Annotated in this window: 15 protein-coding genes; 12 read left to right on the forward strand and 3 right to left on the reverse strand. The window is 43.2% G+C overall.

Translation table 11 applies throughout. From position 1 onward, the window contains the following. The first annotated feature begins 61 nt into the window (after nucleotides 1–61). Entirely contained in the window at nucleotides 62–1,240 is a 1,179-nt protein-coding gene (locus HMPREF2686_RS09495; RefSeq protein WP_070450501.1) for an MFS transporter, read from the forward strand. Between the two features lie 33 nt (nucleotides 1,241–1,273). Here the strand turns inward: HMPREF2686_RS09495 and HMPREF2686_RS09500 are convergent, their stop codons facing one another. The 3 genes from HMPREF2686_RS09500 to murT are packed head-to-tail and all read right to left on the reverse strand — an operon-like array spanning nucleotide 1,274 to nucleotide 3,700. Beyond that, on the reverse strand, nucleotides 1,274–1,558 hold the full coding sequence (locus tag HMPREF2686_RS09500) for a lipopolysaccharide assembly protein LapA domain-containing protein (RefSeq protein ID WP_024056107.1): 285 nt from the start codon (nucleotides 1,556–1,558) through the stop codon (nucleotides 1,274–1,276). Between the two features lie 10 nt (nucleotides 1,559–1,568). Further along, nucleotides 1,569–2,357 (reverse strand): lipid II isoglutaminyl synthase subunit GatD, encoded by a 789-nt coding sequence (gene gatD, locus HMPREF2686_RS09505; RefSeq protein WP_045759263.1) that lies wholly within the window; start codon nucleotides 2,355–2,357, stop codon nucleotides 1,569–1,571. Next, on the reverse strand, nucleotides 2,357–3,700 hold the full coding sequence (gene murT / locus HMPREF2686_RS09510) for a lipid II isoglutaminyl synthase subunit MurT (RefSeq protein WP_023917716.1): 1,344 nt from the start codon (nucleotides 3,698–3,700) through the stop codon (nucleotides 2,357–2,359). Before murT ends, gatD begins: the two co-directional genes overlap by 1 nt. 103 nt (nucleotides 3,701–3,803) lie before the next feature. Between murT and cdaA the strand changes: the two genes are divergently transcribed. The 11 genes from cdaA (at nucleotide 3,804) to whiA (ending at nucleotide 13,192) form a co-directional block, all read left to right on the forward strand. Then, nucleotides 3,804–4,652 (forward strand): diadenylate cyclase CdaA, encoded by an 849-nt coding sequence (gene cdaA / locus HMPREF2686_RS09515; protein ID WP_023917718.1) that lies wholly within the window; start codon nucleotides 3,804–3,806, stop codon nucleotides 4,650–4,652. Beyond that, nucleotides 4,649–5,398: a CdaR family protein gene (locus HMPREF2686_RS09520; RefSeq protein WP_023917720.1), complete on the forward strand. Its 750-nt coding sequence runs from the start codon at nucleotides 4,649–4,651 to the stop codon at nucleotides 5,396–5,398. Before cdaA ends, HMPREF2686_RS09520 begins: the two co-directional genes overlap by 4 nt. A gap of 22 nt (nucleotides 5,399–5,420) precedes the next feature. Further along, nucleotides 5,421–6,770, forward strand: coding sequence for a phosphoglucosamine mutase (gene glmM / locus HMPREF2686_RS09525; RefSeq protein WP_070450504.1), 1,350 nt, complete (start codon nucleotides 5,421–5,423; stop codon nucleotides 6,768–6,770). Nucleotides 6,771–6,814: 44 nt separating this feature from the next. Then, nucleotides 6,815–8,122 carry an LPXTG cell wall anchor domain-containing protein gene (locus HMPREF2686_RS09530; protein ID WP_070450507.1) on the forward strand — a complete coding sequence of 436 codons (1,308 nt, stop codon included), beginning with the start codon at nucleotides 6,815–6,817 and terminating at the stop codon, nucleotides 8,120–8,122. Nucleotides 8,123–8,239: 117 nt separating this feature from the next. After that, nucleotides 8,240–8,371 (forward strand): DUF4044 domain-containing protein, encoded by a 132-nt coding sequence (locus HMPREF2686_RS09535; protein WP_003011566.1) that lies wholly within the window; start codon nucleotides 8,240–8,242, stop codon nucleotides 8,369–8,371. Between the two features lie 33 nt (nucleotides 8,372–8,404). Beyond that, entirely contained in the window at nucleotides 8,405–9,718 is a 1,314-nt protein-coding gene (obgE, locus tag HMPREF2686_RS09540) for a GTPase ObgE (protein ID WP_049474810.1), read from the forward strand. Nucleotides 9,719–9,769: 51 nt separating this feature from the next. Beyond that, nucleotides 9,770–9,934: a hypothetical protein gene (locus tag HMPREF2686_RS10470; protein WP_003006512.1), complete on the forward strand. Its 165-nt coding sequence runs from the start codon at nucleotides 9,770–9,772 to the stop codon at nucleotides 9,932–9,934. An 18-nt stretch (nucleotides 9,935–9,952) separates the two neighbouring features. After that, nucleotides 9,953–10,336, forward strand: a complete 384-nt coding sequence (locus tag HMPREF2686_RS09545; protein WP_049506454.1) for a RidA family protein — start codon at nucleotides 9,953–9,955, stop codon at nucleotides 10,334–10,336. 77 nt (nucleotides 10,337–10,413) lie between these two features. Beyond that, entirely contained in the window at nucleotides 10,414–11,304 is an 891-nt protein-coding gene (gene rapZ, locus HMPREF2686_RS09550) for an RNase adapter RapZ (RefSeq protein WP_009732574.1), read from the forward strand. After that, complete coding sequence (locus tag HMPREF2686_RS09555) at nucleotides 11,301–12,278, forward strand: YvcK family protein (protein WP_003017791.1); 978 nt, start codon at nucleotides 11,301–11,303, stop codon at nucleotides 12,276–12,278. The genes rapZ and HMPREF2686_RS09555 overlap by 4 nt, the downstream gene beginning before the upstream one ends. Continuing rightward, nucleotides 12,275–13,192: a DNA-binding protein WhiA gene (gene whiA / locus HMPREF2686_RS09560; protein ID WP_049506455.1), complete on the forward strand. Its 918-nt coding sequence runs from the start codon at nucleotides 12,275–12,277 to the stop codon at nucleotides 13,190–13,192. Before HMPREF2686_RS09555 ends, whiA begins: the two co-directional genes overlap by 4 nt. The last annotated feature ends 91 nt before the right edge of the window (nucleotides 13,193–13,283 follow it).

Raw genomic sequence — 13,283 nt, forward strand, 5'->3', positions numbered from 1 at the left:
AAAATGAAAACCTCTTTCATGAACTGATACAATAGTTTCAGAAAATGAAGGAGGTTTTTTTATGAATCGACATGCAGTCCAATTAATTACTCGTGGAGCGATCAATCGAATGGGAAATATGCTCTATGATTACGGGAATAGTGTCTGGCTGGCCTCGATGGGGACTATAGGAAAGACGGTATTAGGGATTTATCAGATTTCTGAACTTGTCACCTCCATTCTAGTCAATCCATTTGGTGGCGTGATCTCAGACCGTTTTTCCCGTCGCAAGATTTTGATGACGACCGACTTGGTTTGTGGTCTCCTTTGTTTAGCGATTTCGTTTATCAGGAATGATCGTTGGATGATTGTAGCCCTGATTGTTGCCAATATTGTCCAGGCCATTGCCTTCGCTTTCTCTCGTACAGCTAATAAAGCCATTATCACAGAAGTCGTAGAGAAAGATGAGATTGTGACCTATAATGCCCACTTGGAGTTGGTCTTACAAGTAGTTGGTGTCAGCTCTCCTGTGTTCTCTTTCCTTGTTTTACAATTTGCCAGTCTCCATGCGACCCTCTTACTGGATGCACTGACCTTTTTCATCGCCTTTGTCCTAGTGGCATTCCTTCCGAAAGAAGAAGCCAAAGCTCAAGAGAAGAAGCCTTTTACGGGAAAAGATATTTTTTCGGATATGAAAGATGGACTAGACTACATCTGGCATCAGAAAGAGATTTTCTTTCTCTTGTTGGTGGCTTCTAGCGTCAATTTCTTTTTTGCAGCTTTTGAGTTTTTACTCCCCTTTTCCAATCGCCTTTACGGGGTCAATGGAGCATATGCGACCATCTTAACCTTGGGCGCTATCGGCTCTATCATCGGAGCTTTGATTGCTAATAAATTTAAATCAAGCATGAAGATGCTTCTCTTCTTATTGATTTTAACAGGAGTAGGAGTCTTCATGATGGGCTTGCCCCTTCCGCATTTTCTCTCCTTTTCGGGAAATTTAGTCTGTGAACTCTTTATGACGATTTTTAATATTCACTTTTTTACCCAAGTGCAAACCAAGGTAGAAGGAGACTATCTGGGCAGGGTCTTAAGCACTATTTTTACCCTAGCCATTCTCTTTATGCCCATCGCTAAAGGCTTGATGACCTGGTTACCAAGTGTCCGAGTAGAATCCTTTCTCCTGATTGGAGCTGGAGTTATTCTCTTTTCACTCCTAGCACAAGTAGTCGCAAAAAAATTGCATGCAAAAAGTCATTAGAAAAGCATGAAAAAAGCACCGATCGGTGCTTTTTTAGTTGTTATTTTTTTCTTCTATTTTAACTTCTTTCTTTTCTTCCTCTAGTTGCTTTTGAGTGCTCTTGAGTTCTTTTTTTAGTGAGAAGCCCTTTGAAAAATTAACCAAGGTCATGACAAATGCACCCAAGAGGACACAGAGCAAGATCAGAATGATCAAGGGCAATTTAAATTGGACCAAGAGGAAATTTACGGTAACCGATTGCATGTTTGCAAGGGAAATACCAGCAATCAATAAAATTAAAAGTAATAAAGCAATGTAGTGTAGATTATTTTTGTTCATCATTATCTCCTTATTGTTCAGTAGGGGCCTTGCTTTTCACATCAGCGTACTCTTCCGGCTGCTCTAGGCTTAGAATCTCCTCATAAGCCGGTAGGGAAAGGTCCTTGCCATATTTATTTTTTAAAGCAGTGCTCACTAGGCGATAGGCCAAATTGGCATTTCGGGACAAGATAGGACCGTGGAAGTAGCTGCCAAAGACGTTCTTGTAATGAACCCCTTCGCATCCATCTTCTTTGTTGTTCCCATTTCCATAGACGACCTTGCCCAGTGGTTTTTCATCCTCAGCCAAGAAGGTCCGACCTTGGTGGTTCTCAAAACCATAATAGGTTTCGTTAAATTCTTCGTTATGGATTTTGATATCACCGATATAGCGGTTGTTGACTTGGTTGAGCGTATAGTGGCCCATAATACCGAGGCCCTCAATGCGTTTGCCAGAAGCTTCAATGTAGTATTGGCCTAGAAGTTGAAAGCCACCACAGATAGCAAGGACTACCCCATCGTCATGAATAAAGCGTTCGAGGTCTTCTTTTTTATCTGGTAGATCCTCGGATACAATGGTCTGTTCGTAGTCTTGCCCGCCGCCGAAAAAGGCGATATCGTAGGCATCAGGGTCGAACCGGTCTTTGAGAGAGACGATATCAACAGTGACATGGGCTCCAAGCTTTTCCGCAACGTACTTGAGCATGAGGATATTCCCATTGTCCCCATAGGTATTCATTAAGTTGCCATAGAGATGGGCAATACGCAGGCTGTAGGGATACTGTGCCTGATCAGAAGATTCTAGGGAAGTATAAGTCATTAGTGCATCTCCTTTTCAATCAGGTGTTCTTGGGCCAAAAGTTCACGGAATTCTAGCATGGCTGTATAGGTAGCTAAAATGTAAGCGTGAGGGGTTTCCTGTTGCTGGATGCGTTGGAAAACCTCTTTTAATTCAGCCATTTCTGTGATCTTTTCTGCAGGATAGCCAGTGACCCGAAGTCGCCGAGCAATCTCAGAGTGGCGCACCCCGCCAGCGTTGATCTCTGGAATGTCCATCTGAGTGATTTGCTCGAAGTCGGCATCCCAAATCCAGCTGGTATCAATCCCATCTGCATAATTCGCATTGAGGAGAACCGACAAGCTAAAGGGATAAGGGGCTAGTTTGATCATTTCAATGGCTTGGGTCGCACCAACCGGATTTTTAATCAGGACTAGGGTACATTCCTTATCCCCAATCTTAAAGGTTTCCTGGCGACCAAAGACAGCGCGACTGCGATCAAATCCTTGCTTAATCACTTCAGGTTGAACCCCAAAGAATCCAGCAACGGAAACAGCTGCTAAGGCATTATAGATGTTGTAGAGACCACCGATATTGATGTGGTAATCTTGCCCTTGGATCCGGAATTGGGAAGAGCGCTGGGTTAATGAGAGGAGATCCGATACGGCATAAGTCAGAGAAGGCCTGTGGAAACCACAGTGCTCACAGATATAATCCCCAAGATTAGCATAGGTATTGAGCTTGTACTGGAGGATGTTGTGGCAATGCGGACAGAGGATTCCTTCCGTATTGTAATGAGCTAGTTGTGGCTCTGATTTGTCAGTATCAAATCCATAATATTGGATCGGATTGGATAAGGTCTGACTATTAAAGAGAGGACTATCTCCATTTAACAGAACCGTGGCAGTTGGGACCTTGTGAATAGCATCCAAAATCATTTGGTAGGTCGTATAGATCTCTCCATAGCGGTCCATCTGGTCCCGGAAAATATTAGTGACCACAAAAAGGCTGGGCTTAATATAATCACAAATCCGAGAGAGGCTGGCCTCGTCAATTTCAAGTACCGCAATCGGTCGATTTGCTTTCGAATGCTTAGCACGTAAGAAGGTCGTTGTAATCCCAGAGATCATATTGGCCCCACTTGGATTGGTCAAAATAGGTCCAAAAGCTTCTTGGAGAATACCTACTGTTAGCGCAGTGGTCAGGGTTTTTCCATTTGTCCCTGTAATCACAACAATCTCATAGTTTTTTGCCAGTTGACTGAGAATATCTTTATCAAATTTGAGGGCTACTTTACCTGGTAGGGTTGATCCCCGCCCCATCTTTTCTAGAATAGAGCCGGAAAGCTTTCCTGCCAGAAGGCCCAAGGTTGTATTTATCTTCATAAATCATATTTTATCATAAAAAGCATCAGAAGGTTACAGAAAAATCTGTTGAAACGTGTTATAATAAGATGATGTCTTTTAGAGAAGTGGTAGGTATGAGAATATGAATATTCAACAGTTTTCAAATCCACAATTTTGGACCAGTTTGTTCCCAAATTGGTGGAGTGTTATTATCAATATCATCGATATTGCCCTGGTGGCTTGGTTGCTGTATTTTTTGATCAAGGCCATCGTCGGGACCAAGATCATGATTTTGGTGCGTGGAGTTATTATCTTTTTCTTGGCTCAATTTTTAGCCAATTTTTTGGGTTTAACGACTATTTCTTGGCTGATCAATCAAGTGATTACCTATGGGGTTATCGCGCTGGTTGTGATTTTCTCCCCTGAAATTCGGATTGGCTTAGAGCGTTTAGGTCGGGCGACAGAATTTTTTACGACGAGTGAAGTCAGTCAGGAAGAGAAAATGGTACAGGCCTATGTCAAGGCAGTGGCTTATATGAGCCCACGTAAGATTGGTGCCTTGGTAGCTATTCAAGGGGCCAGAACCCTTCAGGAATACATTTCCACAGGGATTCCACTAGATGCGGAAATTTCAGGAGAATTGCTGATTAATATCTTCATTCCTAATACTCCTTTGCACGATGGAGCGGTCATTGTCCGCAATGATAAAATTGCCGTTTCTTGTGCCTACCTGCCCTTGACGGAAAATACCGGAATTTCAAAAGAGTTCGGAACGCGTCACCGCGCAGCCATTGGTTTGTCTGAAGTTTCGGATGCCTTTACCTTTGTGGTATCAGAAGAAACGGGCGGGATCTCTATGACCTATAATGGAACCTTCCGACACGATTTAACTTTAGAAGAGTTCGAGGCAGAATTGAGATCCTTCTTGGTTCCTGAAGAGAATAAAACGAGTAGTTGGAAAGAGCGTCTATTTGGGAGGGTGACAAAATGAGATCGAAAAAAGAATTTCTTTATGTTTTTGCCTCCGTCTTATTGTCCTTTATCTTGTTTATTAATGCGTCATCCTTTAATTTTCAAAATAATAGCAGCGCTAGACAAGTAAGTTCAGAGACCTACACCAATACCTTGACCAATATTCCGATTGATGCCAAGTACAATGACAAGACATACTTTGTCAGTGGGTTAACATCGGAAGTAACAGTCTTTCTAAAGGGTTCAAACCGGGTCGCTCTAGCAAGCGAAATGCAGCCGGGAACTCGGAAGTTTCGCGTGGTAGCGGATCTTCGTAAGGCCAAGGAAGGTACCGTTGAAGTGCCGTTGATTGTGGAAGATCTTCCGGCTGGTTTGACCGCAACCGTAGAGCCTCAGAAAGTTTCTGTAAAAATCGGGAAGAAAGCGAAAAAATCGTTTGCGGTCAGGGCTACGATCCCGGACAATCAAATTGTGGATGGAATAACGGTTTCGGATATTTCTCTTGAAACCACCAAGGTAGAAGTGACCAGCGATCAAGAAACCTTGAGTCGCATTGATCATGTCCAAGCGGTCTTCCCATCCAGTGAGATCATTAGTGGAAATTATAGCGGAACTATTTCCTTAAATGCAGTAGATGCCCAAGGAAATGTTCTACCAGGTTTGGTCAAGCCGAGTGAAACACGGATTCAAGTGACCACAAAGAGTAGCTCGTCTACGTCAAGCTCAAGCAGCTCGTCGTCGACCTCCTCCAGTTCAAGTAATTAGAAAGTAAAAAAGGTAATGAAGAATGGGTAAATATTTTGGGACGGACGGTGTCCGTGGAGAAGCAAATGTAGAATTAACGCCAGAATTGGCTTTTAAACTAGGCCGTTTCGGTGGCTATGTGTTGAGCCAACATGAAGAAGAAACACCCTTGGTATTTGTTGGACGTGATACGCGTATTTCTGGTGAAATGTTAGAGCATGCCTTAATTGCTGGCCTCTTATCTGTTGGAATTCGCGTCTACAAGTTGGGTGTGATTGCAACGCCAGGTGTTGCTTATCTAGTTCGTACGGAAAAAGCCAGTGCCGGAGTTATGATTTCTGCTAGCCACAATCCAGCCTTGGACAATGGCATCAAATTCTTTGGTGGTGATGGCTTCAAATTGGATGATGATCGCGAACTTGAAATTGAAGCCTTGCTTGATGCTGCTGAAGATACCCTTCCACGTCCAAGTGCCCAAGGTTTAGGAACGGTCATGGAATATCCAGAAGGCTTGCGTAAGTATCAAGAATTCCTTGTATCGACAGGTGTCCAACTCGAGGGCATGCACGTAGTCTTAGATACAGCAAATGGTGCAGCCTCTACTAGTGCCCGTCAAATCTTTGCAGATCTGGGAGCTCAATTGACCGTCATCGGTGAAAACCCAGATGGTTTGAACATCAATGATGGGGTTGGTTCTACTCACCCAGAGCATTTGCAAGAGAAAGTCAAAGAAGTAGGCGCAGCGATTGGTCTAGCCTTTGACGGAGACAGCGATCGCTTGATTGCAGTGGATGAAAGTGGAGAGATCGTTGACGGGGATAAGATCATGTACATCATCGGTTCTTATCTTTCAAGCAAAGGCTTGCTCGAAAAAAATACGATCGTCACAACCGTCATGTCCAATCTCGGCTTCCACAAGGCATTAGATGCGAAGGGAATTCAAAAAGAAATCACAGCTGTTGGAGATCGTTATGTGGTCGAAGAGATGCGCAAGTCTGGTTACAACCTTGGTGGTGAACAATCCGGTCACGTCGTCATCATGGATTACAACACGACTGGTGATGGTCAATTAACAGGCGTTCAATTGACAAAAATCATGCAAGAAACCGGCAAGAAATTATCTGAATTGGCTGCTGAAGTAACCATTTATCCACAAAAACTGGTCAATATCCGGGTTGAAAATAGCATGAAAGACAAGGCGATGGAAGTACCCGCTATCCGTGAAATCATTGAAAAAATGGAAGCGGAAATGGCAGGAAATGGCCGCATCCTCGTGCGTCCAAGTGGAACTGAACCCCTCCTTCGTGTGATGGCAGAAGCACCAACCCATGAAGAAGTGGACTACTATGTAGATACCATTGCAGCAGTTGTTCAAGCAGAAATTGGTCTTTAAATCTATAAAAATAGCTCGCAAACAGGCGAGCAGAGGAGGAAATTATGAAACAGGTCCGTCAAATTGTATGGTCACTTGTCTTAGTGCTAACGGTTGTATTTGCAAGTGCTTTTACTAAAACAATTCAGGCCGCAGAAGTCTCTTCTTATACACAGACAGCAAGCTTAACGAAAGATGGCAATCCTTTAACGAATGGGCGCAAGGTGTTGACGAATGAAAAATTGTCAGCAAGCATTTCTTTGACCTTCCCTGATTCGCAAGCCATTCAAGCTGGTGATACTTTAACACTTAGCTTACCAAAAGAATTAACCCTCTACACAGCATTGGAATTCAATGTTCTTGAGGAAGGCCAATCAAATGGTCAAACTGTGGGGAAAGCTGTTGTTGATACAGGTAAGAAAACAGTGACCGTTACCTTTAATGATTATTTCGCATCTCATCCACTCAATAAACGAGTTGCCTTGCATTTTGATGTAAAAGTAGACTCCGGAGTGGTTACTAAAACCTCCCCAATCCAATTTAAACTTGGAAATACAGATTTTTCATTGAATTATGAAAAGACTGATGGAGAAGCTGGAGAATACGAGATGAAATACGGCTACCAAGATAAGTCTGATCCGACCATTATTAAATGGCGTATTCTCTTAAATGCTCGCCAAGATATCCTCCGTGGAATGGTCATTAAAGACCAATTCGGAGATGGTTTAACATTGGTTGAAGGTAGCTTACGTGCTGTGCGGTATAATCCTGTAGAAGGTGGCATTAAGAATGAAGCGCAGATTTTGAAACTTCCAGTTCTTGATAACTTTACTAAAAAAGCAGTTTTGGAAAAGAATGCAGATGGAAAGATCACTGGTTTTACAATTGAATTTGGTGATAATTACAATTGGCCAATGTATATTGAATATTCTACAAAAGTGGCACCTGGAACGAAAGTCGGTGATGTTGTCCATAATACATTAACATGGACAGCAACCAATTTCCCAGCACCGCGTAGTTTAACCCGTGAATTGAGATTGGAATCAGGAACCGGAGAGGGATTAGGTGAGAAAGAACAAACACCACCGACACCTAGCTCAACCTCCTCATCAAGTTCTAGTTCTTCATCAAGCTCTAGTTCTTCATCAAGCTCATCATCTTCAACGAGTTCCAGTTCTAAATCGAACTCAACATCCACATCAAGTTCTTCATTGAAATCATCTTCATCTTCTGTTAAAGAAGAAGCCCCAAAACCTGGTAAGAAAAAAGTTCTTCCAAGTACAGGTGAAAAGATGACACCGGTAGTTCTTGTCATGGGTGTCTTCCTAGCAGTTCTATCGGTTGGTATTTTACGTGTAAGAAAAGATTCTTAATATGATCAATGAAAGATCAGACTTCTGTCTGGTCTTTTTGTGTAGGCTCGATTTGAAAAATCCCCTATTTCGTGGTAAAATAGGGCTAATGAATTTATAGTAATCGAGGTATTAGAAGTGGCTTTTGGAGATAACGGAAAACGTAAAAAAACACCATTTGAAATGATCACGATGGTGGTCATTGTGATTATGTTGATTGTAACGGTTGGTGCAATATTTGCAACCGCAATTGGTGCTCTTTCTTACTAAGACGCACACAGAAATAAAGGAAATCATCTATTTATGAGTATGTTTTTAGATACAGCCAAGATTAAGGTCAAGGCTGGAAATGGCGGCGATGGCATGGTGGCTTTTCGTCGCGAAAAATATGTCCCTAATGGCGGACCTTGGGGTGGTGATGGAGGTCGTGGTGGCAATGTCATCTTCGTAGTAGACGAAGGCTTGCGTACCTTGATGGACTTCCGTTATAACAGGCATTTCAAAGCCCAAAATGGGGAAAAAGGAATGACCAAAGGGATGCACGGACGGGGAGCAGAAGATCTCTATGTACGAGTCCCTCAAGGAACGACAGTCCGAGATGCTGAGACTGGCAAGGTCATTACGGACCTAGTCGAGAATGGACAAGAGTACATTGTTGCCCACGGTGGCCGTGGCGGACGTGGAAACATTCGTTTTGCCACTCCTAAAAATCCAGCCCCAGAGATTTCTGAGAATGGGGAGCCTGGTCAGGAACGCGAACTCGAATTAGAACTCAAGGTCTTGGCAGACGTTGGTTTGGTTGGCTTTCCTTCTGTTGGGAAATCAACCCTTCTTAGTGTCATTACTTCAGCCAAACCAAAAATTGGTGCCTATCATTTTACAACCATCGTTCCAAATTTGGGCATGGTTCGGACACCGTCAGGTGAATCCTTTGCAGTCGCGGACCTTCCTGGATTGATCGAAGGGGCTAGCCAAGGTGTCGGACTCGGAACCCAGTTCCTTCGTCACATCGAGCGCACCCGGGTTATCTTGCATGTTATTGATATGTCAGCCAGTGAAGGACGCGACCCTTACGAAGATTATATTCAAATCAATAAAGAGCTTGAAACCTATAATCTTCGTTTGATGGAACGTCCTCAGATTATCGTGGCAAATAAGATGGATATGCCAGAGAGCCAAGAAAACTTGAAAAAATTCAAGAAGAAATTGGCGGCCAATTATGATGAGTTTGATGAACTGCCACAGATCTTTCCGATCTCTAGTTTGGCACATCAAGGTTTGGACAATTTGTTAGAAGCAACGGCAGAATTGTTAGACAAAACACCAGAATTCCTCTTGTATTCAGAAGACGAAATGGCCCAAGAAGAAGTCTACTATGGCTTTGATGAAGACCAGCCAGCCTTTGACATCAGTCGGGATGACGATGCCGCTTGGGTCTTGTCTGGTGAAAAACTTGAAAAACTCTTTAATATGACGAATTTCGATCGTGATGAAGCGGTCATGAAATTTGCTCGTCAATTGCGTGGCATGGGGGTTGATGAAGCTCTCCGTGCGCGTGGAGCAAAAGATGGCGATATCGTCCGGATCGGTAAATTTGAATTTGAGTTTGTAGATTAGGATAGATCCCGAGCGGATCAAGGATTCCAAATAAGAAGTGAGGCTTTTTCAGTGGGAGATAAACCAATATCTTTTCGAGATGAAAATGGAAATTTTGTTTCAGCAGCCGATGTTTGGAATGCTGAAAAACTTGAAGAACTCTTTAATACGTTAAACCCTAAGCGCAAATTGCGCTTACAAAGGGAAAAATTAGCAAAAGAAAACCAGCAGAAGTAAATAGACTTGGAGAATACTATGGCAAAAACAATTCATACAGATAAAGCACCCGCAGCAATTGGACCTTATGTTCAAGGGAAAATCGTAGGCAATCTTCTCTTCGCAAGCGGACAAGTTCCCTTGTCACCTGAAACAGGCGAAATCATTGGCGAAACCATCCAAGAACAAACAGAACAAGTCTTAAAGAATGTTGGGGCTATTTTGGAAGAGGCTGGGACAGACTTTGACCACGTGGTGAAAACCACTTGTTTCTTAAGTGATATGAATGACTTTGTACCTTTTAATGAGGTCTATAAAACAGTCTTTACTACAGAGTTTCCAGCTCGATCTGCTGTTGAAGTAGCACGCCTGCCACGTGATGTGAAGGTTGAAATTGAAGTTATTGCGGAAATCAAAGCCTAATAACCATTCAAAGACAAAAAGACAGAGTGGAGAGCAGGAAACTGTAGGCCACTCTGTTTTATTTATGGGAGGAGAAAATGACAGAAAGTAAGATTCAACTGGTCATGGTAACAGGGATGAGCGGTGCTGGAAAGACCGTCGCCATCCAATCGTTTGAGGATTTGGGTTACTTTACCATCGATAATATGCCACCGGCGCTCTTGCTGAAATTTATTGAGCTCATGCGCCACAGTCCCGATAACAATAAATTAGCCGTTGTTGTGGATATGCGGAGCCGTTCTTTTTTCAATGAAATTCGCACTATTTTGGATGAATTGGACAACCAAGAAGACCTCGATTTCAAGGTCTTGTTCTTGGATGCCACTGACAGTGAGTTGGTAGCACGATACAAGGAAACGCGCCGCAGCCATCCACTAGCGGCAGATGGGCGTGTTTTAGATGGGATTACCTTAGAACGAGAACTTTTGTCACCACTAAAAAATATCAGTCAAAACGTGGTGGATACGACTGAGTTAACGCCTCGTAACCTGAGAAAAACGATCGCAGAACAATTTGCCAGTCAAGATAATCAGCCAGATTTTCGGGTTGAGGTCATGTCATTTGGGTTTAAATATGGCCTTCCGATCGATGCTGACCTTGTGTTTGACGTTCGTTTTCTTCCAAATCCCTACTATAAATTGGAACTTCGGAATTTAACTGGTCAGGATCCAGCAGTCTATGATTATGTCATGGATCACCCTGAATCAGAGGACTTTTATCGTCACCTCCATGACTTGATCGTTCCTATTTTACCGTCCTATAAACGGGAGGGTAAATCCGTCCTCACCATCGCCATGGGCTGTACTGGAGGTCAACACCGTTCAGTAGCCTTTGCAGAGCGCTTAGCGCATGATTTAGAAAAAAATTGGCAGGTCAATTGCAGTCATAGAGACAAGGACAGACGGAAAGAAACGGTGAATCGCTCATGAGAAAACCTAAAGTAACCGTTATTGGAGGAGGAACAGGGATTTCTGTTATCCTCGATAGTCTGAGAAAGAAACCGGTCGATATTACTGCCATCGTAACCGTTGCAGATGATGGCGGGAGTTCAGGTGAATTGCGGAAGAACATCCAAAAATTGACACCACCTGGAGATCTTCGAAATGTGCTGGTTGCCATGTCAGATATGCCTCGTTTTTATGAGAAGGTCTTTCAATACCGCTTTGCAGACGATGATGGACCTTTGGCCGGACACCCTTTGGGAAACTTGATCATTGCAGGGATTTCAGAGATGCAAGGCTCGACCTATAATGCCATGCAGTTGTTAACCAAGTTCTTTCATACGACCGGCAAGATCTATCCTTCCAGTGATAGTCCCTTGACCCTTCATGCCGTCTTTCAAGATGGAAAAGAAGTGGTAGGAGAAAGCCACATTGCTAACTACACCGGCATGATTGATCATGTCTATGTGACCAATACCTTTGATCAAGAGCGGCCAAAAGCTAGTAAGAAAGTGGTGGAAGCTATTCTTGAAAGTGATATGGTCGTCTTAGGTCCTGGTTCGCTCTTTACCTCGATCCTCCCTAATTTGATGATCGATGAGATTGGGAAAGCCATCCTTGAAACCAAGGCTCAGGTAGCCTATGTTTGTAACATCATGACCCAAAGAGGAGAAACCGAGCATTTCACAGACAGTGACCACGTTGCCGTTCTCCATAAACATTTGGGAGAGAAGTTCATCGATACGGTCCTTGTCAATATCAATCAGGTTCCCGCAGCTTACATGAACAGTAACAAATTTGATGAATACTTGGTGCAGGTAGAGCACGATTTCAAGGGGCTGCACTCGCAAGTTCCCCAAGTGATTTCTTCCGATTTCTTAAAGCTGGTCAATGGAGGAGCCTTTCATGATGGCGAAAAAGTAGTCGAAGAGTTGATGCAGATCGTGCAGGTGAGAAAATGAGTTTTACGGTTCGTGTCAAAGAAGAATTATTGTCTCTCAAGCGATTTGAAAAGAGTGAATTGGCTGCCATTATCAAGATGTCTGGAAGTCTTGGGATTTCAATGGGGGGCTTGACGCTCTCGGTGACGACAGAAAATGCCAAGATTGCTCGCCATATCTATGAATTGTTGCATCATTTTTATGAGGCCAAATCGGATATTCGCCACCACCAAAAAACCAATTTGAAAAAAAATCGTGTTTACACAGTATTCTTGGATGAAAAGGTGGAAGAGATTCTTGCTGACTTGCATTTGGCAGATGCCTTTTTTGGGATTGAGACAGGCATTGATGCCAGTGTTTTAGAAGATGAAGTAGCCAGTCGTGCTTATCTTCGGGGGGCTTTTCTGTCGAGTGGTTCCATCAAGGATCCTGAAAAAGGGAAGTACCAGTTGGAAATTCATTCTGTTTATACAGACCACGCGGAAGGAATTGCCCTTCTCATGCAAGGATTTTTACTAGATGCGAAAACCATCGAGCGGAAAAAAGGAGTGGTAACCTATCTGCAACGAGCGGAAGATATTATTGATTTTCTAATTGTGGTAGAGGCCATGCAAGCCATGCAGGAATTTGAGTCCATCAAGGTCATGAGAGAGACGCGCAATGACCTCAATCGGGCCAATAATGCCGAAATGGCCAATATCCAGCGCACAGTCACAGCCAGTATGAAAACCATTAATAATATTAGTAAAATTGTGGATACGGTCGGCCTAGGTAGTTTACCAAGTGACTTGCAAGAAGTTGCCTATATCCGGATGAGCCATCCAGATTATTCCATCCAGCAGATCGCTGATAGCTTGCAACAACCTATTTCAAAAAGCGGTGTCAATCACCGCTTGCGTAAGATCAATAAGATCGCAGACGATTTAGACAAATAAAAAAGGCCAAAGGCCTTTCATAATGAGGATAAAGTCTTTTTAAAAACTTTCCTTAGGTAAGTACGGACGTCAGCGAACTTCGTAGAAGTTC

The sequence above is a fragment of the Streptococcus sp. HMSC057G03 genome, assembly GCF_001808745.1.
GTDB classification, from domain to species: domain Bacteria; phylum Bacillota; class Bacilli; order Lactobacillales; family Streptococcaceae; genus Streptococcus; species Streptococcus parasanguinis_Z.